Here is a 19,294-nt window from a genome sequence, read left to right on the forward strand (position 1 = left end):
CGTCATGCGGATACCTCGATGTCGTGGGTGATGCGGTTGAGTTCGGATGCCGTGATGTCCACGACCCGCTGGATCTGCTCGGCGGTGTGCTCCGCGGTGATGAAGAAGCGGAGCCGCGCCTGGTCGTCCGGCACGGCCGGGTACAGGATCGGGTTGACGCTGAAGCCGTGGTCGAAGAGCGCCGTCGCCAGGGCGAGTGCCCGTTCCGAGCTGCCGACGATGCACGGCACGACGGGCGAGTCGGCGCTGTCGCCGATGTCGATGCCGGCGGCCCGGGCCGTCTCGCGGAAAAGGTCGGCGTTCTTCCGCAGGCGGCTGAGGCGCTCGGGCTCGTCGCGCATGAGCCGGAGGGCGGCGAGCGACGCGGCCGCGTTCGCCGGGGTGATGCCGACGCTGTACACGAAACCGGGCACGGAGTACTTGAGGTAGTCGATCGCGGCGGCGGTGCCACCGACGTAGCCGCCGCATCCGGCGAGCGACTTCGACATCGTGCCGCACCAGAGGTCGATGTCCGAGCGGTCGACGCCGAAGTGTTCGCCGACCCCGCCCCCGTTCGCGCCGACCGTTCCGATGCTGTGCGCTTCGTCGACGAGCACCAGTGCGCCGTGCCGCTTCTTCAGCTCGATGAGCTGCGGGAGCGGTACGAGGTCGCCGTCCATGCTGTAGACGCCCTCCACGACGATGAGGACTCGGCGGAACCCGCCGCGGATCGCGCCGAGGAGGTCGTCGAGCGCGTTCAGGTCGTTGTGGGGGAAGGACCGCCGGGTGGCTCCGGAGAGTTTCGCCCCCTGGATGATGCTGTCGTGCGCGAGGCTGTCGTGGACGATGAGGTCGCCCGGTTCCACCAGGTGCCCGATGACGCTCACGTTCGTCGCGTGGCCGCTCACCAGGGTGAGCGCCGACTCCACCTGGAGGAGGTCGGCGAGCTCCTGCTCGAGCTCGGCATGGATCGGGCGCTCACCGGACAGGAACCGACTGGCGGACACCGAGCTGCCGTATCGGGCCACGGCGTCGGCGATCGTCTCGGCGACCACGGGGTGGCCGGTGACACCGAGGTAGTTGTAGCTCGAGAAGCTCACGAGCTGGGCGTCGCCGATCGTCGTCGTCGCGTCAATGATCCCCTCATGGAGCAGGAAGTAGGGGTTGCGGTCCGTCTGCTGCCGGCGTTCCCGCATGGCGACCGCCTCCGGGAAGCACTCGATGCGGGCGTCGGCCTCGGTCCATGGGGTCGGGCGGTCGGCCGGCGCCGGGGAAGCGGCAGCCACCGGTTCCGTCTCGACCCGCGGAAGCCGGTGCTGCGGCTCCTCGGCGAACGGGTGCAGCAGGGAGCCGACGCCGTCCAGCACCTGCTCCACCGTGGGCCGCCCGGCGAAGCGCTCGCCGAGCTGGGCGGGGGTCGGCAGCGATGGCCACTCCGTGTGCAGCTGGGTGATCAGCTCACGCATCATCAGCGAATCGAATCCGAGCTGCTCGACGAGGTGCATGTCGGGCCGGATCAGGTCCAGCGGGAACCCGCTGATGCGCGACACCATGCCGAGGATGACCGCGTCGGATTCCGCACGATGCGACCGGGAGGCTGCGAGGCCCATCCGTGCGACCACCTCCGCCTGCGGCGAGCCGGGTTCCGTTGACCAACGGAACGGATCCGTCGACGCGGGCGCATGTCCGGCCCGCCCGGAACCCTCGATGAGGCTCAGCTGGCGGTTCATGAGGGCGAGCAGTCCGGGCAGGTGGTCGGCCTGGGCGTCGGCGGCTCGCGGCTGGATCGGCGGTCCTGCCGACGGTCGTCCGGCGATGGGGGAGGACGGCAGGTCGTGAGGGTTGTGGTGCATGGAGCGGGGATCCTGTTCGACGGGGGAGGGTGGTCGGTGCGGCTCGGATGTGAGTTCTCGGGGTGTGGTCGTCGGGGCGGTGGCGTCCGGTCGGACGACCCAGTACGGCTCGGTCGGCAGCGGCGCGATCGGCAGCGCCACACCCGCGGTGTCTGGTGGGACGAGCGATGCCAGGTCGAGGTCGGCGCCCAGCACCGTCAGCCGACCGAGCAGTCGGAGGAAGGTCGACGCGTCGTCCGGCGCCGACGCGCTGCTCGGGATGACGTGCACGTCCGGCGCATCGCTCAAGGATCGTCGGATGGACCCGAGCAGCGCCGAACCCCCACCGATCTGGACGTAGACGCCGATCTCGGATGCGGACGCCGACTCGATCGCCTCGCGGAACCGCACCATGGAGAAGACGTTCTCCTCGAGCTGACGACCCAGCTCCTCGCTCGTCTCGACCGTGCGGCCCGTCACGGTGGAGACGAGCTGCACCTGCGGCGCGCGAGGTCGGAATCGCGACAGGTCCGCCACGAGGGCCGGCCGGATCGGCTCGAGCAGGGGCGAGTGGAACCCGGTGGCGACGCGCAGCGGGTGTGTCGACACCCCGTGCTCGACGCACCGTTCCGCGACGGCGCGCAGGGCCTCGCCGGTTCCACTCACCACCGTCTGCCGGGGATCGTTGGCGGCCGCGATCCACGCGTCGTCGATGCCGCTGAGGAGCGCTGCGGCCTGCTCGGCGTCGCAGCCGAGGGCCGTCATGCCGTCGCCGGGTCGCGTCGCAGCCGACCGCATGTGGTGTCCGCGGACCGCGGCGAGCCGCACGGCGTCGGGCGCATCGAGCGCGCCCGCCGTCGCCATGGCGGGAAGCTCGCCGACGCTGTGCCCGATGACGAGGTCGGGCTCCACGCCGATCTCGCGCAACAGCGCCACGGTGGCGATCGCCGTCACCGCGAGCGCGGGTTGGCAGACCTCGGTGGACGTGAGACGGTCGATTCCGGAGGGGGTGTCGGCGTCGGCCGCGACGAGCGCCGCGAGCACATCGACCCCGGTCTCGTCGAGCACCTGCTCGTTCAAGGTCTCGGCCGCTGTGCGGAAGGCGGGGAACCGATCGAGGAGGTCCGACTGCATCCGCGGTGTCTGGCTGCCCTGCCCGGGGAAGACGAAGGCGATCCGCCGGGCGGCCTCGTCGACACGGACCCCGGTGCAGACGTCCGCGGAGATCGCCCCGGTGGCTCCGCTAGCGAGCTGCTCCAAGGCGGCCGACAGCCCGGAGATCAGCTCGGCGGCGGTGCGGCACACGATCGCCAGACGGGTGCTCGCGAGCGACCGGGAGCTCAGGGTCCGTGCGAGGCCGGCGATGGACGGTGCGTCGGCGGCCTCGAGGACAGCGAGGACCGCTCGGAGGTGTTCGCCGAGCAGCGCGGGGTCGTCAGCCGAGAACACCAGGAGATGCGGGGCCGGTCGGGTTGCCGGCTCGCCGGCACCGCGTCGGCGAGCTCGACCCGCTCGCGTCGGCGGGGATTCGAGCACCACGTGCGCATTGGTGCCGCCGAACCCGAACGAGCTGACGCCGATCAGCCCCAGACCGTCGTCGCCCGGTTCGGCGGTGCGGGAGGCGAGCTCCAGGCGGCCGTCGCGGAGGGCGTCGGCGTGGGCCGTCGAACGGAGCTGGGGCTGCCCGGGGACGACCCGATGCCTCGCCATGAGTGCCGCTTTGACGATGCTGGCGATCCCGGCCGCCGCCATCGTGTGTCCGACGAGCGCCTTGACCGCCGTGATTGTGGTGGCGCGGTGCGGTGACGCCCCGAGACGCCGCAACGCCGCCAGCGATTCCAGCTCGGTGCGGTCACCCACCGGGGTGGCCGTGCCGTGCGCCTCGACGACGCCCAGGTCGGCGGGGTCGGCAGCGGCGTCCTCGTAGGCCCGGCGGAGCGCTGCCAGCTGTCCGTCGGTCGTCGGCGTCATCGGCCCTTCGGCCCGGCCGTCGTTGGACACCCCGGAGCCGCGGATGACCGCGTAGACGTCGTCGTGGTCGTCGATGGCGGCCTCGAGCGGTTTGACGACGATCATGCCGACGCCCTCTCCGAGGAGGAATCCGTCGGCATCGCCGTCGAACGGTCGGCACACGCCGCTCCGTGACAGCGCACCGATCCGGGAGAAGGCGACCATCGCATCCGGGACGAGACTCAGGTTGACACCGCCGACGAGCGCCGCCGAGCACTGCCCGGACCGGATGGCGGCGATCGCCTGGTGGAGCGCGACGAGGCTGCTGGAGCACGCGGCGTCGACCGCGAAGCTCGGGCCGCCGAGGTCGAGCGTGCTGCTCACCAGCGCCGGCCCCATGTTCGGCAGGCATCCCGGCATCGAGAACGCGTGGAATGGGCGCACACCGGCGACGCGCGCGCCCATCGCCGCCGCGAGGTCGGGGCCGGCGTGTTCCGCGTGGACCGAGTCGTCGCCGAGGAGTTGCGCCCGGATGCGGAGCGAGGAGAGTTCGCGGTAATCGTTCGCAGCCATCCCGACGAAGACGCCGATGGACGACCGGTCGATGCGACGACGTTCGAACCCGGCGTCGATCCATGCGGCTCGCGCTGCCTCGAGGAGCAGGCGATGTTGCGGGTCCATCGCGTGCGCGCGACTGGGTGGGATGCGGAAGTGCCGAGCGGCGAACTGCTCGACGCCGTCGATGAAGGACCCCTGGTCGGAGTAGGCGTGATGCACCGCTCGGGGGTCGTGCGGCGCGAAGAAGGAGGCGTGATCCCATCTCGAGCGGGGGACGGCGGACCCGCTGCGTCGGGCCGCCAGGATGTTGCGCCAGTACTGGTGGGCGTCTGCCGCGCCACCGAAGCGGGCGGACAGGCCGACAATGGCGAGTGGTCGAACGGGCACGACGAGAGAACCTCCGAGGGTGTTGATCGCGGATGGAACGAGGGGGCAGGTCGGCATGTCGACGACTCCGAACGGAGTGGGTCGAGGTCCAGGGGCCACCTCGCGGTGAGGAGAGCCGGCCCGTGGGCACGCCACAGCTCGACTGTAGTCATCTGAAACATCAGTTCGGATGCTCGTTCAGGATCTGTGGATAACTCGCGGGGCAGCGCAACCCCCAGCCGGTGCGGAGGGTCGGCTGGAACACTGGCGATATGACGACCATCACGCTGACCAAGGGCCTCACCGCCTACCGCGCCGACCCGCCGAAGGGCGTCGAGCTCCGCGGCGGGCTCGTGCTCATCCACGAGATCTGGGGCCTCGTCCCACACATCACCGACGTCGCCGACCTGTTCGCCGCGGAGGGGTACCTCGTCATCGCACCCGACATCCTGAGTGGCGCCGGCGTCACGCCCGAGATCGGTGCGGAGCTGGAGAGCCTCGTCTTCAACAGCGACGAGGCGACGAGGACCGCGGCACAGCCGAAGCTGCGCGAGAAGCTCTCGGCCTCGAAGTCGCCCGAGTACGCCGAGGAGGCGCTCGGGTACCTGGGGAAGGCCGTCGACGCCCTGTTCGACGAGGAGGGGATCGACGGCCGCGTCGCCGTCGTCGGCTTCTGCTTCGGTGGTGGCTACAGCTTCGCGCTCGCCGCGGCCGACCGCCGCATCCGCGCCGCTGTCCCGTTCTACGGCTACCCGCCGGAGCCCGAGGCCGTGACGAGCATCGCCTGCCCCGTCCTCGCGTTCTACGGCGACCAGGACGAGGGCCTCATGCAGAGCCTGCCCGAGCTGACCACGACGATGGAGGACGCGCGTGTCGAGTTCACCGCGACCGTCTACCCCGACGCCGGTCACGCCTTCTTCAACGACACCAACACGATCACGTACCGCGAGGACGCGGCCGCCGACGCCTGGGTGAAGACGCTCGCGTTCCTCGACACCTCACTCGGCAACGCCTAGCCCGAGCGATCCGCATCCGTTCGCCCATTCTTGGGCGAAGAAACGCCCGCTCGCCCAAGAACGGGCGAGCGGGCGTTTGTGTGAAGCAGCGGAGGCCTACGCGCCCTTGAGTCGGGTGGCGAGGTAGGCGTACAGCTCGTCGATGGCGACACGCTCCTGCTGCATGCTGTCGCGGTCGCGGACCGTCACGGCGTTGTCCTCGAGCGAGTCGAAGTCGACGGTCACGCAGTACGGGGTGCCGATCTCGTCCTGACGACGGTAGCGGCGGCCGATCGCACCCGAGTCGTCGAAGTCGATGTTCCACGAGCCGCGCAGCTCGTCGCCGATCTGGCGGGCGAGCGGCGACAGCGCCTCGTTGCGGGACAGCGGCAGCACGGCGACCTTGACGGGCGCGAGACGCGGGTCGAGGTGCAGCACGGTGCGCTTCTCGATCTTGCCCTTGGCGTTCGGCGGCAGCTCCTGCTCCTCGTACGCGTCGACGAGGAAGGCCATGAGCGCACGGGTCAGACCGAACGACGGCTCGATGACGTACGGCATGTACCGCTCGTTCTTGGCCTGATCGAAGTAGCTGAGGTCCTTGCCGGACTGCTCGGCGTGCACCTTGAGGTCGTAGTCGGTGCGGTTCGCGACGCCCATGAGCTCGCCCCACTCGCTGCCGGCGAAGCCGAACTTGTACTCGATGTCGACGGTGCGCTTCGAGTAGTGCGCCAGCTTCTCCTGCGGGTGCTCGAACCAACGGATGTTGTCGGGCGTCATGCCGAGGTCGATGAACCAGGCCCAGCAGAGGTCCATCCAGGTCTGCTGCCACTCGTCGTCCGTGCCGGGCTCGACGAAGAACTCGATCTCCATCTGCTCGAACTCGCGGGTGCGGAAGATGAAGTTACCGGGCGTGATCTCGTTGCGGAACGCCTTGCCGATCTGGCCGATGCCGAACGGCGGCTTCTTGCGGGCCGTCTGCAGCACGTTCGCGAAGTTCGTGAAGATGCCCTGCGCGGTCTCGGGACGCAGGTAGTGGAGACCAGACTCGTCGTCGACGACGCCGAGGAAGGTCTTCAGGAGGCCGGACATCTGGCGGATCTCGGTCCACTGGCCGATCTTCGAGGGGTGCTCGGGGTCGGGGATGTCGGCGAGGCCGTTCTCCGGCGGGTGGCCGTGCTCGGCCTCGTACGCCTCGAACAGGTGGTCGGCACGGTACCGCTTGTGGGTGATGAGCGATTCGGTGAGCGGGTCGCTGAAGACCTTGACGTGACCGGACGCCTCCCAGACCGGGGTGGGCAGGATGACGGCGGAGTCGAGACCGACCATGTCGCCGCGGCCACGGACGAACGCGTTCCACCACTGGCGCTTGATGTTCTCCTTGAGCTCGACACCCAGGGGCCCGTAATCCCACGCAGACCGCGTACCGCCGTAGATGTCTCCCGACGGGAAGACGAAGCCGCGGTGCTGGGCCAGGGTGATGACGGACTCGAGATGGGACTGCTCTGCCATGGGTGTGGATCCTCCGTGCCGCTTGCCACGCGGCGGTACCTTCCGGTGCTGACGCCTGGCTGGCGCCCGCTCCCGGAACCCCTCAATCCTATGGGCGAGCCCGTGAGGACGCCCAACGGCCCTTGTCCCGCTCGGGGCGGCCGCTTAGCCTGACAACCATCGCGGTACGCAGGATGGAGCATCGATGGACTGGCTGTGGAACCTCGACGTCATCGACGGTCCACTCGTCTGGGTGCTCGACGGGCTCAGCATCGCCGGCCTGCTGTACCTCGTCATCCGTCGGTCCGGGTTGCTGTGGTACCTGAGCGCCGCCATCGCCCTCCTGGCCGGCGCGCTCCTCGCCCTGGGGACGGTGTGGCTGGTCTTCGACGTGCTCAACCTCTTCGGCGGGCCGTTGATCCGCTCCGCGGAGCCCTGGTTGATCGGCGTCTTCGCCGGCATCGCGCTCGCCGTCCTCACGATCTGCTGGCGCGTCTCGTGGCAGCGGCGCGTCATCGCCGTCGCGTGCATCCTCGTCTTCGGCGCGACCGCGGCGCTGGGCGTCAACGGCGCGTACGGCGTCCAGACCACCCTCGGGTCGATGTTCCACGTCCAGAACCGCAAGCCGATCACCCTCGTGACGCCGACGAGCACGCCCACCGGCGATCCGGCCCGTCCGCTGTACGAGACGTGGAAGCCGCCGGCCGATCTGCCGAAGACAGGCAGGTTCGGCCCGCTTCCCACGGGCGACCGGATCCCGAACACGAACTCCGGGTTCAACGCCCGCCCGGCGCAGGTCTACTACCCACCCGCCGCGCTCGTGAAGGATCCCCCGGCGCTCCCGTTCGTCCTCATGATGATGGGACAACCGGGTGACCCCGACGCGAAGTGGATCGGCGAGGCGCTCGACGCGATCGCCGCCGACCACCAGGGGCTCGCCCCCATCGCGCTCGTCGTGGACCAGCTCGGCGACCCTTCCGTGGATCCGCTGTGCATCGACGGGCGGTACGGGAAGGTGGAGACGTACGTCACGCAGGACGTCCTCCCCTGGGCGAAGGCGAACCTGCACATCCTCCAGTCGCCGAAGGATTGGACGGTGGCCGGGTACTCGGCCGGCGGCAGCTGTGCGATCTACTACGGAGCCAAGTACCCGCAGACCTTCGGCAACGTCGTCAGTGTCTCGGGTGAGGAGTATCCCGGAGCCGGCCTCCCGGCGGACAGTCTGCGCACGATGTTCGACGGCGACCAGAACGCGTACGACGCGATCAAACCGGCGACCATCATGGCGAAGACGACGTACGCCGACACGGAGGCGTTCTTCTCCGCGGGGACGGCGGACGCGGTCTACACCGACATGATGCGGCGCGCCGCAGCCACCGCGACGGCCGCCGGCTGGAAGGTCCAGACCTTCGCGATACCGGGCGGCGACCACGGCGCCAGCTCGCTCACGGGCGGGCTGAACCAGACGCTCCGCGCACTCTACCCGCGGATCGGCCTCCAACGACCGTGACGGGGACTGGGACGGGGACCCGGCTTCCACTCCATCGTGGGCTGTGGAGAACTTCGGCGGCGATCTGAACCGATTGGTTATGGTCGATGCCCATGACCACCCAGCTCCTGCCGATGCCACAGCCCCTCCTCGTCCAGATCGGCAACATCAGGGTCACTGAGGACGTGATCATGACCCCCGCCGGCACGTGGCCACTCGCGGACGTCAACGTGACGTCGAGCGATCAGACCTCGACGACCACCCACACCCCGGCGTGGGCCATCGTGCTGGTCATCGTGTTGATCTGGTTCTTCTTCCTCAGCCTGCTGTTCCTGTTCGCGAAGGAGAGGCGCGTCTCGGGGTTCGTCTCCGTGAACGTCCAGGCCGGCCCGTACACCTACACCGAGCAGGTCCCGATCTCGACCGACTTCGCCCGGCACGACACCATGAACCGCGTCGCTTACACCCAATCGCTGATCGGGCAGGCACGGCACCGGGCGATCGCGAACCGAGCGGCGGAGTCCTCCCGGCACCCTGAGGTGCAGTGACCGGTCGCTCGCGGGCCATGCACGCGACGAGATGACTCAATCGGGCGGCGGCGCGAGGGACGCGCCCTCGAGGAAGGCGCCCATGACGAGTTCGTGACGCAGTTCACCGAGGGTGCCGTCGAGACGGCCGACGAGGGTCTCGACGCCCATTCGGCCGAGTTGGGCGGCGGGCAGCAACGTGACGGCGAGTGCCGGGTCGGCCGCTTCCGACACCTCTCGTGTGGAGGCGACGAGGACGACGGACAGGTCGTCGGGGACCGAGACGCCGCGCCTGCCGAGCTCGCTCACGAAACCGAGGGCCGCCCGATCGTTGAGTACGAGGACGGCGGTGACCTCGGGCGCCTCCTCCTGGAGGGCCGCCGCGATCTCGCGACCACCGGCCGGATCGGGAGTGCACTGGAGCGTCCGAGCGCGGAGTCCACGGGCCGCGCACACGGCGTGGAAGGTCTCCTGCACGCGGATCACCGGGCCGTAACCGTCGAGATCGGCCCGCTCGACCTCCTCGAGCAGGGCGAACTCCCGATGACCGAGGGCCTGCAAGCGGTCGATGGACAACTCGACCATCCCCTCGAAGTCGACGTCGACATAATCGAGACCGGAGGGGTCGCGCGTCCGACCGATGAGCGTCAGTGGCGTCCCGGCCGCGAGCAGACGGTCGACCCGATGGTCGTCGAGCCGCACCTCCATGAGGATGACGCCGTCGATGAGGCCGTCGGAGGTGAACTCGCGAAGCGCGTCTGGGTCGCTCGGCTCCGGCCAGAGGACGACGGTGTACCCGAGCTCAGCGGCAGCCTCCGCAGCACCGGTGAAGAAGCGGGCCGCGTTGTCGGACAGTCGATGCTGGAGGACCGGGAACAGCAGTGCAATGATGCGGGTCCGCCGGCTCGCGAGCGCGCGGGCCACCGCGTTCCGGCGGAAGTCCAGCTCGACCATCGCCGACTCCACCCGCAGTCGGGTGGCCGGGGATACGGGCTTCGAATCGTTGACGACGAACGACACCGTGGCGACCGAGACCCCTGCGAGTCGCGCGACGTCACGCATCGTTGCCATGGATCCCCGTTCAGGTGCGGTGCTGTCCGGTCAGTCTCTCACGGATCACGATTCGGTAAACCGGTTAAATTGCTCCTTGACGACTCCGGCGACGCGGTGCATGCTGGTTCCCGAAGCGCGCAGTAAACCGGTTAACTTTCTGGTCTGCGCGATCCGACCTCGACCGGCGAAGGAGCCGTGCTGATGCCTGTACCGACCACGGAGGACCGCCGGTCCGAGCAGCCACTGCGCGTCGCGATCGTCGGGTACAGCTTCATGGGCACGATCCACGCGCAGGCCTGGACCACCGCTCCCCGCTTCTTCGACCTCGGCCGCGGGGTCGACCTCGTCGCCGTCAGCGGTCGCGATGCCGACGCCGCCCGCGCGTTCGCCGACCGGTTCGGGATCGCCGACGTCGAGACGGACTGGCGAGCGCTCCTCACCCGCGGCGACATCGACGTGATCGACGTCTGCACCCCTGGCCACCTCCACGCCGAGATCGCGATCGCCGCACTCGACGCCGGTATCCACGTCCTGTGCGAGAAGCCGCTCGCGAACACGCTCGAGGAGGCCGAGCGGATGAACGCCGCGGCCGAGCGAGCTGCGGCGCGCGGCGTTCACGCGATGGTCGGCTTCAGCTATCGGCGCACCCCCGCACTCGCCTATGCACGACGGCTCGTCGCCGACGGTCGCCTCGGGACGATCCGTCACATCCGGGCCCAATACCTGCAGGACTGGATCGCGGATCCGACGTTCCCGCTCGTCTGGCGGCTCGACGCCGACCAGGCCGGCTCCGGTGCGCTCGGTGACCTCGGCGCCCACATCATCGATCTCGCACGGTTCGTCACCGGGCAGGAGCTGACCGGCGTGAGCGCCCTGACCTCGACCTTCGTCACCGAGCGGCCGCTCCCCACCTCGTCGAGCGGCCTCAGCGCCACCGCGGGCGACGATCCTGAGGATGGCGACGCGGCGGAACCCCTCACCGGGCGGGTGACCGTCGACGACGCGGTCGTGTTCATCGCGCGTACCGACGGCGGCGCCCTGGCGACGTTCGAGGCCACCCGCTTCGCCACCGGTCGCAAGAACGCGATGCGGCTCGAGGTCGACGGTTCCGACGGATCGCTCGTCTTCGACTTCGAGCGCATGAACGAGCTGCAGTTCCACGACCACACCCTCCCCGCCGAGGAGGCGGGCTTCCGGCGCATCCTCGTCACCGAACCCGGCCACCCGTATGCGGACGCCTGGTGGCCGGCCGGACACGGTCTCGGCTACGAGCACACCTTCGTCCACGAGGTCGCCGACCTCGCCCGTGACCTCGCCGCCGGCCGGGCGCCCGAACCTGGCTTCGCCGACGGCCTCCTGGTGCAGCGCGTGCTCACCGCGGTCTCGGCGAGCGCCGGCGCAGGCGCCGCCTGGATCCCACTCGACCACTGACCGAACCACCCACCGCACCACGATCACCACCGCACCACGAACACCACTCACCAGGCAAAGGAGCCATGACATGAGATCCACGACCACCCGCGACACCCGGCCACGCATCATCCGTCGGCCGCATGTGCTCGGATCGCTCGCGATCCTCGCGATCACCCCGTTCGCCCTCACCGCGTGCAGCGGTGGCGGTGGCGCGGCGGCCGGAGGCGACGCCGGCACCCTCACGATCCTCGACTACTACAACAACGAACCCGACAAGACCCTCGTGGGCGACGCCCTCGACCGGTGCGCGGACGACGTCGGCGTGAAGATCAAGCGCGAGACCGTCCCCGGTAAGGACCTCATCCAGAAGGTGCTCCAGCAGTCGTCGTCCAAAACGCTGCCCGACGTCCTCATGCTCGACAACCCGGACGTCCAGGAGATCGCCGCGACGGGTGGCCTCTCGCCACTCAGCGACTACGGCGTCGACACCTCGGGCTTCGCGAAGGGCATCCTCGACGCGGCGAGCTACGAGGGCGAGGTCTACGGCCTGGCGCCGACGGTCAACACCCTCGGCCTCTTCTACAACGAGGACCTCCTCGCGGCGAAGGGCATCACCCCGCCGACCACGTGGGACGAGCTCAAGACGGCCGCCGCTGCACTGACCGAGGGCGACACCTACGGGCTGGCCTTCAGCTCCATCGCCACCTACGAGGGCAGCTGGCAGTTCCTGCCGTTCATGTGGACCAACGGCGGCGACGAGGCCGACCTCACGACGCCCGCCGTCGCCGAGGCCCTCCAGCTGCAGGTCGACCTCGTGGACTCGGGTTCGGCGTCGAAGAGCGTCATCAACTGGTCGCAGGCCGACGTGAACGACCAGTTCATGGCCGGTAAGGCCGCGATGATGATCAACGGTCCGTGGCAGATTCCGGCCCTCAGCGCCGACACCAACCTCAAGTACGGCAGCGTGCAGGTTCCGGTCAACAAGGCCGGCCAGACACCTGTCGCCCCGCTCGGTGGCGAGGTCTGGACCGTCCCCGTGACCGGCGACAAGGACAAGCAGGCGAAGGCGGCGAAGTTCGTCGAGTGCATCTCGAGTGACGAGAACCAGCTCGCCCTCGCGGAGGCCCGCTTCACCGTCCCGACGAAGACGGCCCTGGCCGAGCAGTACGTCGCGAAGGTCCCCGAGATGGCCGCGTTCACGGAGCAGGTCGCCAACGCCCGCTCGCGCACCGGCGAGCTCGGCGAGGAGTGGCCGGAGGCCGCGACCGAGATCTACACCGCCATCCAGCTCGCCCTGACCGGGCAGGCGACGCCTGAAGAGGCGTTCAAGCAGGCGGCCGCGGGCTGATCCCGATGAGCAGTCGCATCGCCGGAGCATCGCTCCAGGACCGGAAGACCGGACAGCGGTCCAGCGGCACCGACGGGGGCGCGCCGACCAAGCGCACCCCCGCCGGGGCCGGCCGCCGGTCCCGACGCTTCCGTCGGGAAGACCTGATCAAGCTCGGCTTCGTCCTCCCCGCAGCGCTCTACATCGTGCTCTTCTTCGGCTATCCGGTCGTCAAGAACGTCACGATGAGCTTCCAGGAGTACACGACGAAGACGTTCTTCACGGGCGAGGCGCCGTGGGTCGGGTTCGCGAACTACGTGACCGTGTTCAGTTCCCAGCTGTTCACACCGGCGCTGCTCAACACGGCGCTGTTCACGATCGGGTCGATCGCCGGGCAGTTCGTGATCGGGCTCGCGCTCGCCGTGTTCTTCAAGCGACGCTTCCCCCTGAGCTCGTTCCTCCGCGCGATGCTGCTGCTCCCCTGGCTGCTCCCCCTGATCGTGTCGAGCGCCACCTGGCGGTCGATCCTCGACCAGGACAGCGGCGTCCTGAACGCCGCCCTCGGATCCATCGGCCTGTCGGGCGTCCCCTGGCTGACGAGCCCGTCGGTCGCCCTGTTCGCGGTCGTCCTCGTCAACATCTGGATCGGCATCCCGTTCAACGTCACGATCCTCTACGGCGGCCTCCAGGACATCCCCGACGAGCTCTACGAGGCGGGAGCGCTCGACGGCGCGACCGGCTGGAAGGCGTTCCGTCACATCACCTGGCCGAACCTCAGGCCCGTCGTCAGCGTCGTACTCGTGCTCGGCGTCGTCTACACGATCAAGGTGCTCGACATCATCCTCGGCCTCACGAACGGCGGGCCGGCGAACGCTACCCAGACCCTCGCGGTGCGGTCGTACCAGGAGTCGTTCGTCAACTTCGAGTTCGGTGTCGGTGCGGCCTTCAGCAACATCCTCATCGTCATCTCGCTCCTCTTCGCCATCGTCTACCTGCGCGTGAACCGACGCGCGGTCGACGAGTAAGGACACGGACCCTCATGACCACGACCAGCATCGTGACCGGCGGCCGGCAGACGCGCCGCTTCGCCCCGGTCGGCCCGCGTCGACACCGCGGCGACCGACGCCACCTCGGCTACACCGTCGTCGGCATCCTCATCCTCGCGATCATGCTCTTCCCCGTCTACTGGATGGTGAACGCGTCGCTGCAGCCGTCGGGCAACACGCTCACGGGCGACTTCTTCCCGATCAACCCGAGCTTCGCGGGGTATGAGAAGGCGATCGCCGACCAGGGCGGACACCTCGTCACGAGCCTCATCATCTCGCTCGGTACCGTCGTCCTGTCGCTCGCGATCGCGGCCCCAGCGGCCTACGCCCTCGCACAGTTCCGGTTCCGCTGGATCAGCATCGCGCTCCTCGTGATCCTGATCGCCCAGATGATCCCGGGCATCGTGATCGCGAACGCCCTCTACTCGGCGTACAACGACCTCGGCCTGCTCAACTCGATCCCCGGGCTGATCCTCGCCGACGCCTCGCACGCCATCCCGTTCGCGATCCTCATCCTGCGGGCGTCGATGCAGACCATCCCGCCGTCGATCGTGGAGGCGGCGCGGGTCGACGGCGCGGGGCACGTGCGGGCCTTCGTCTCGATCGTCCTCCCGGTGAGCCGCAACGTGCTCATCACCGCCGGCCTGTTCGCCTTCCTCTTCTCCTGGAGCGACTTCCTGTTCGCCCTGACGCTGACGACGACGGAGGACGTCCGGCCAGTGACGCTCGGCATCTACCAGTACCTCGGCTCGCAGGTCTCGAACTGGAGCGCGGTGATGGCGACCGCCGTCCTGTCGTCCCTGCCCGCGATCCTGCTGCTCGTCATCGCCCAGCGGTTCATCGCCGCGGGTGCGACGGGCGGTGCCGTGAAATGACCGACGACCACTCCGACACCCTCTCCGACCACGCAACGCATCCTCGAAGGAGCACCACCATGTCCGACAGCAGCACCCCCATCCGCGTCCTCGTCTGGGGCGAGAACCGCCACGAGCAGATCGAGGAGAAGGTCCGCGCCATCTACCCGGACGGCATGCACACGACCATCAAGGAGGGCATCGAGGAGCACCTCGGCTCTGACGCCGTGGTGACCACGACCACGCTCGACGAACCGGAGCACGGGCTCACCGAGGAGGTGCTCGCCGCGACCGACGTGCTCGTCTGGTGGGGCCACGCGGCTCACGGTGAGGTCGCCGACGAGGTCGTCGAGCGCGTGCACCAGCACGTGCTCGCCGGTATGGGCCTGCTCGTGCTGCACTCCGGCCACTGGTCGAAGATCTTCGGCAAGCTCATGGGGACCTCGTGCACGCTCCGGTGGCGGTCGGAGGAGGACCGCGAGATCGTCTGGACCGTCGACCCCACCCACCCGATCGCCCAGGGGATCCCGCACCCGTTCATCATCCCGGCGCAGGAGATGTACGGCGAGTTCTTCGACGTCCCCGCGCCCGACGAGCTCGTCTTCCTCTCGACCTTCACCGGTGGCGAGGTCTTCCGTTCCGGCATGACCTACAAGCGCGGCTTCGGCAAGATCTTCTTCTTCTCCCCCGGCGACCAGGACTACCCGGTCTACCACCACGAGCACGTCCGTCGCGTCCTCGCGAACGGCGTCCGTTGGGCGCAGACGCTGCGTCCGGAACGCGCGGTGCCGGTCCTCCTTCGGTACGAGACCGAGGACTTCTACAACGGCCGCGGGTACGAAGGGGCGCTCGCGCGATGAGTGCTCCTGTCGACGGTGGCTTCGCGACGCTCGCGGACGCCACCAGGCCGGTCCGGCTCGTGCTCGTCGGTGCGGGCGGGATGGGACGGGCCTGGTTGCGGACGATCCTCGCGAACCCGGACACGGAACTCGTCGGCGTCGTCGACCTCGACACGGCCCTCGCCGAGTCGGCGGTGACCGAGGCCGGGCTCCGGGCGGGGCCCGAGGGTGTCGTCGTCGGCACCAGCGTGTCGGTCGTCGCCGAGGCGACGGGGGCGGACGCGGTCGTCAACGTCACCGTGCCCGCCGCGCACCACCCGGTGAACACCGAGGCGCTCTTCGCCGGGTTGCCGGTGCTCTGCGAGAAGCCGATCGCACCGACGGTGGCGCAGGCCCTCTCGTTGGCGGCGACGGCCGAGGCCAGCGGGCAATTGCTCATGACGAGCCAGTCGCGTCGCTACTACGCATCGATCGCCGCCTTCCGGGAGCAGGTCGCCACGCTCGGTCGGCTCGGATCCGCGACGACCGAGTTCTTCAAGGCACCGCACTTCGGCGGCTTCCGCGAGGAGATGGCGCACGTGCTGCTCGTCGACATGGCGATCCATGCCTTCGACGCCGCCCGCTACGTCCTCGGCAGCGACCCGATCGCCGTGTACTGCGAGGAGTACAACCCGGGGTGGAGCTGGTTCTCCGCCGACGCCGCCGCGACCGCGGTCTTCGAGTTTGCCGGAGGCGTCCGGTACACCTACAGCGGCAGCTGGTGTGCGGACGGCGTGGAGACCTCGTGGAACGGCAGCTGGCGGGTGAACGGCGAGCACGGCACGGCCGTCTGGGACGGCGACTCCGCTCCGCAGCGGCAGCTCGCGCCGCAGGGCGGATCTCCGTCGGCGGTCGAGACCGCTGAGCTCGAGCCGGACGTACCGGAGGAGATCGCGGGCTCGCTCGTCGAATTCGTCGATGCCCTGCGCACGGGGCGTGTCCCGTCGGGTGAGGTGCACGCCAACGTGCTGAGCCTCGCGATGGTGGAGGCCGCCGTGCGGTCCGCCGAGTCCGGCGAGCGCGTGGTCATCGCGGACGTGCTCGCCCAGGCGCACACGCAGGCGATCGGGGCCGAGCCGCGCGACGACGTCCGGGGCGCGCTCGTCGCCTCCCGCTGAGGTGAGGCGGATCGTCGCCCGCGCACCCCGCGAGCGACGATCCGCCTCACCTCACATGCCGGTCGAGGCTGCCGTACGGTCAGCTCAGACGCGACCAAGCGTCTCGGACGGTCGTGAGCGCAGTTTCCGGGTCCACGTCGATACGGCCCTGGTGAGCCAGCGCGCGCTGCCACTCGACGCCGTCCGGTGCCGTGTCAAAGGTCCGTGCGTTGGGTCGCCCACCCGGCCCGATGGTTGCGAACAGGCGTGCCGCCTCGACGTCGAACGCGCCGTGCGCTTGGAGCGCCCACAGGTCGTACAGATCACGCGGCGCCCTGCGATCGGCCCAGGCGGAGACCTTCGCCGCCACGAACGCCGAACGGGTCGGCACCGTGAGCCACGCGGGCGGCGCGTCACTGTACCGCTGCACCAGTTCGAGGCGTTCCGTCGGCCACTTCGGGTAGCCGACCTGGTCGAGGAGCTGCACCTGGATGCTGCTGGCATCGACGCTGAGGACGACCGGTTCGGAACCGCGAGTCGCGTCGAATCCTGGAAGGAACTGCACCTCACCGAAGGTCCGCTGCAGTGAGCCTCGGACCGCTTGTTCGATTCGGCGGCCGACCTGCGCCCGCGACCCGACGGCGATGAGGTCGATGTCTTCACTCAGCCGGAGGAACGGGAGATGGGTCCGCGCGAGAGCCGTGCCCCCGAAGAAGATCACTTCGTCGGCGACGGTCTCCGAAAGCGCTGCCAGCACATGGGAGATCAGATGGTCTCGGACCACCTGCGCGGTCTCGACGCCGAACTGGTCCTCGATTCGCCTGCGCTCGGCTGCACTGAGGACGCCGGGGGTCGGAGTCCGTTCAGCTGCCGTCCTCGGCCTCCTCCCGCCTCGAGATGAGCGCTCGCACGGCATCGTTCATCCGCCCGTGGCGTGACGCGATCCGTTGGAGTTCACCCGCATCGACTCGAGGGGCGAGGTTGGTCACCGCCTCTGCAGCTTCTGCGGGCATGCCTCCAAGCCCAGGCCGCATGAGGAGGTCGAACGCGGTCTGCTCCACCGTCGTGACGAGCCCGCTCCCGAGATCCAACCGTTCGAGGCGAGCCTCCAATCGGTCCACGTCGCGCGCGACGAACACGACCTCGCCACCAGCGGACAACCGGATGGGATTTCGCTTCGACGGCATCGCGATCGTGGTCACCGCGACCGCGCGAGGGATGGCTCGATGAAAGCGAGCAGCGCCGAGGCCCATGAGGACCGGCACTCGATCGCCCTGCATGGCCGTGGCGATCGCCAGACCGGCACTCTCGAGCGTGGGCCTCCAGTCCGTGCCGATGCGGTCATCGGGCACCGCGATGTAGAACCCATACGCAAGCCGAACCACCTTGCCGGACTGCTCGAGCCGCGACAGCTCCTTCGAGGGATTGCGATAGACGTCAGCGAGATCCGCCGGACGCGCCACCCTCAGAGGACGTCGCGCGAGAGCTGCTGCGCCAGCCACTTCATCTCGATGCGTCTTCACTGCACTGAGTATACCCAAAATGGGTATAGATGGTGCACCGAAAGGAATCGTCGCGCATGGCACAAACGGTGTGCTTCCCACACACGCGGTGGCGAGGTGCACGCGATCCGCCTCACCTCACCAGGTGCCGTCGAGGAGGTCGCGGGTCACGACCAGGTTGAGCACCCGCCAGAGGCCGGAGTGGCCCGGCGTCTGGCCCGGCCGGTTCGGCCACCCCTCGACGCGTGCGACACGGACGAAACCGACCTCGTGCCACACGGGGTCCGTCCTCCGGAAGCGGTGCGGCTGCCAGACGACCGGACGCTCCGGCAGGCTGAACGACGCCGGCTCGCGCTTCGCTCGCAGCGTCGCCAGGGTCTCCGGCCCGGGGATCTGCTCGCCCACCCAGTCGAGCACGTCGAGCTCGGGCGAGTCGCCGTATCGGGACCGATGGATGCCTGCGACCCGGAACAGGGCGGTCAGTCCGTTGGGAGCCGTGAACGCGAGGACGTCACCCGGCGTCAGGTCGTCCTCCACGTGGCGCCACGATCGACGGAGGCGCTTCGGTGCAGGCTGCGGGCCGAGGAGCTTCTCGCGGAGGCGGTCGAGGGCCGCGGTCCGCCTGGCGACCTCCCCCGGGCCCGCTTCGGCCCACAACTCGAGGTCGGCACCGCGATCGATCGCCGCGAGCGCCCGCGTCCGCACGTCGGGATCGAGTCGGCCGACCTCGCTCTGCGCGGCCGCGAGCGGGATCCACAGCTCGCCGTCCTCGCGCTCCACCAGGTGGGCGAACGACGCGATGGTCCGTCGCGTCGCCTCATCGTCCGGCACCCGGTCCTGCACGTACTCGCGGTACTCGGTGCGGATGTCCGACGCCGTGTCGTTCGAGAAGATCGCCGTTCCCCATGCACCCATCCCGGCATCCTGCCAGACCCCTCGC

General features: G+C 69.4%; 15 protein-coding genes. 9 read left to right on the forward strand and 6 right to left on the reverse strand.

Features of this window, described 5'->3' with window-relative positions; translation table 11 throughout:
* Positions 1-2: 2 nt before the first annotated feature.
* Positions 3-4,706, reverse strand: coding sequence for a type I polyketide synthase (locus ACZZZB_RS09440; protein ID WP_463529529.1), 4,704 nt, complete (start codon positions 4,704-4,706; stop codon positions 3-5).
* A gap of 251 nt (positions 4,707-4,957) precedes the next feature.
* On the opposite strand from ACZZZB_RS09440, the gene ACZZZB_RS09445 reads away from it, so the two are divergent.
* Entirely contained in the window at positions 4,958-5,701 is a 744-nt protein-coding gene (locus ACZZZB_RS09445) for a dienelactone hydrolase family protein (protein ID WP_463529530.1), read from the forward strand.
* 96 nt (positions 5,702-5,797) lie between these two features.
* Here ACZZZB_RS09445 and ACZZZB_RS09450 read toward each other — a convergent pair whose 3' ends face one another.
* The gene (locus tag ACZZZB_RS09450) at positions 5,798-7,189 is read right to left on the reverse strand and encodes a glycine--tRNA ligase (protein ID WP_137242790.1); all 1,392 of its coding nucleotides are present in this window, start codon (positions 7,187-7,189) and stop codon (positions 5,798-5,800) included.
* A 184-nt stretch (positions 7,190-7,373) separates the two neighbouring features.
* Here ACZZZB_RS09450 and ACZZZB_RS09455 point away from each other — a divergent pair, with 184 nt between their 5' ends.
* Both ACZZZB_RS09455 and ACZZZB_RS09460 read left to right on the forward strand, forming a co-directional pair.
* Positions 7,374-8,678 carry an alpha/beta hydrolase gene (locus tag ACZZZB_RS09455; RefSeq protein ID WP_463529531.1) on the forward strand — a complete coding sequence of 435 codons (1,305 nt, stop codon included), beginning with the start codon at positions 7,374-7,376 and terminating at the stop codon, positions 8,676-8,678.
* Between the two features lie 92 nt (positions 8,679-8,770).
* The gene (locus ACZZZB_RS09460; protein WP_463529532.1) at positions 8,771-9,205 is read left to right on the forward strand and encodes a hypothetical protein; all 435 of its coding nucleotides are present in this window, start codon (positions 8,771-8,773) and stop codon (positions 9,203-9,205) included.
* Between the two features lie 36 nt (positions 9,206-9,241).
* Here ACZZZB_RS09460 and ACZZZB_RS09465 read toward each other — a convergent pair whose 3' ends face one another.
* Positions 9,242-10,255, reverse strand: a complete 1,014-nt coding sequence (locus ACZZZB_RS09465; RefSeq protein ID WP_249404621.1) for a LacI family DNA-binding transcriptional regulator — start codon at positions 10,253-10,255, stop codon at positions 9,242-9,244.
* A 183-nt stretch (positions 10,256-10,438) separates the two neighbouring features.
* On the opposite strand from ACZZZB_RS09465, the gene ACZZZB_RS09470 reads away from it, so the two are divergent.
* The 6 genes from ACZZZB_RS09470 (at position 10,439) to ACZZZB_RS09495 (ending at position 16,873) form a co-directional block, all read left to right on the forward strand.
* On the forward strand, positions 10,439-11,668 hold the full coding sequence (locus ACZZZB_RS09470) for a Gfo/Idh/MocA family protein (protein ID WP_463529533.1): 1,230 nt from the start codon (positions 10,439-10,441) through the stop codon (positions 11,666-11,668).
* Positions 11,669-11,738: 70 nt separating this feature from the next.
* Positions 11,739-12,998 carry a sugar ABC transporter substrate-binding protein gene (locus tag ACZZZB_RS09475; protein WP_430892727.1) on the forward strand — a complete coding sequence of 420 codons (1,260 nt, stop codon included), beginning with the start codon at positions 11,739-11,741 and terminating at the stop codon, positions 12,996-12,998.
* 5 nt (positions 12,999-13,003) lie between these two features.
* Positions 13,004-14,002 carry a carbohydrate ABC transporter permease gene (locus ACZZZB_RS09480; RefSeq protein WP_463529534.1) on the forward strand — a complete coding sequence of 333 codons (999 nt, stop codon included), beginning with the start codon at positions 13,004-13,006 and terminating at the stop codon, positions 14,000-14,002.
* Positions 14,003-14,016: 14 nt separating this feature from the next.
* Positions 14,017-14,898, forward strand: a complete 882-nt coding sequence (locus tag ACZZZB_RS09485; protein WP_463529535.1) for a carbohydrate ABC transporter permease — start codon at positions 14,017-14,019, stop codon at positions 14,896-14,898.
* 59 nt (positions 14,899-14,957) lie between these two features.
* Positions 14,958-15,737: a ThuA domain-containing protein gene (locus ACZZZB_RS09490; protein ID WP_426738573.1), complete on the forward strand. Its 780-nt coding sequence runs from the start codon at positions 14,958-14,960 to the stop codon at positions 15,735-15,737.
* Positions 15,734-16,873, forward strand: coding sequence for a Gfo/Idh/MocA family protein (locus ACZZZB_RS09495; RefSeq protein ID WP_463529536.1), 1,140 nt, complete (start codon positions 15,734-15,736; stop codon positions 16,871-16,873). Before ACZZZB_RS09490 ends, ACZZZB_RS09495 begins: the two co-directional genes overlap by 4 nt.
* 79 nt (positions 16,874-16,952) lie before the next feature.
* On the opposite strand, the gene ACZZZB_RS09500 is transcribed toward ACZZZB_RS09495, so the two are convergent.
* From ACZZZB_RS09500 to ACZZZB_RS09510, 3 genes are all read right to left on the reverse strand, one after another.
* Complete coding sequence (locus tag ACZZZB_RS09500) at positions 16,953-17,636, reverse strand: nucleotidyl transferase AbiEii/AbiGii toxin family protein (RefSeq protein WP_463529537.1); 684 nt, start codon at positions 17,634-17,636, stop codon at positions 16,953-16,955.
* 79 nt (positions 17,637-17,715) lie between these two features.
* On the reverse strand, positions 17,716-18,477 hold the full coding sequence (locus ACZZZB_RS09505) for a type IV toxin-antitoxin system AbiEi family antitoxin domain-containing protein (RefSeq protein WP_192018957.1): 762 nt from the start codon (positions 18,475-18,477) through the stop codon (positions 17,716-17,718).
* 15 nt (positions 18,478-18,492) lie between these two features.
* Positions 18,493-19,269: a hypothetical protein gene (locus ACZZZB_RS09510; RefSeq protein ID WP_463529538.1), complete on the reverse strand. Its 777-nt coding sequence runs from the start codon at positions 19,267-19,269 to the stop codon at positions 18,493-18,495.
* Positions 19,270-19,294: the final 25 nt, after the last annotated feature.

Source organism: Plantibacter sp. AC185 (assembly GCF_979258065.1).

What these genes read in the sequence shown, in the direction of transcription:
- ACZZZB_RS09450 (WP_137242790.1), bottom strand. Translation starts at nt 7,189, where the DNA reads ATGGCAGAGCAGTCCCATCTCGAGTCCGTCATCACCCTGGCCCAGCAC.
- ACZZZB_RS09485 (WP_463529535.1), top strand. Translation starts at nt 14,017, where the DNA reads ATGACCACGACCAGCATCGTGACCGGCGGCCGGCAGACGCGCCGCTTC.
- ACZZZB_RS09470 (WP_463529533.1), top strand. Translation starts at nt 10,439, where the DNA reads ATGCCTGTACCGACCACGGAGGACCGCCGGTCCGAGCAGCCACTGCGC.
- ACZZZB_RS09480 (WP_463529534.1), top strand. Translation starts at nt 13,004, where the DNA reads ATGAGCAGTCGCATCGCCGGAGCATCGCTCCAGGACCGGAAGACCGGA.
- ACZZZB_RS09475 (WP_430892727.1), top strand. Translation starts at nt 11,739, where the DNA reads ATGAGATCCACGACCACCCGCGACACCCGGCCACGCATCATCCGTCGG.
- ACZZZB_RS09445 (WP_463529530.1), top strand. Translation starts at nt 4,958, where the DNA reads ATGACGACCATCACGCTGACCAAGGGCCTCACCGCCTACCGCGCCGAC.
- ACZZZB_RS09465 (WP_249404621.1), bottom strand. Translation starts at nt 10,255, where the DNA reads ATGGCAACGATGCGTGACGTCGCGCGACTCGCAGGGGTCTCGGTCGCC.
- ACZZZB_RS09455 (WP_463529531.1), top strand. Translation starts at nt 7,374, where the DNA reads ATGGACTGGCTGTGGAACCTCGACGTCATCGACGGTCCACTCGTCTGG.
- ACZZZB_RS09510 (WP_463529538.1), bottom strand. Translation starts at nt 19,269, where the DNA reads ATGGGTGCATGGGGAACGGCGATCTTCTCGAACGACACGGCGTCGGAC.
- ACZZZB_RS09460 (WP_463529532.1), top strand. Translation starts at nt 8,771, where the DNA reads ATGACCACCCAGCTCCTGCCGATGCCACAGCCCCTCCTCGTCCAGATC.
- ACZZZB_RS09490 (WP_426738573.1), top strand. Translation starts at nt 14,958, where the DNA reads ATGTCCGACAGCAGCACCCCCATCCGCGTCCTCGTCTGGGGCGAGAAC.
- ACZZZB_RS09495 (WP_463529536.1), top strand. Translation starts at nt 15,734, where the DNA reads ATGAGTGCTCCTGTCGACGGTGGCTTCGCGACGCTCGCGGACGCCACC.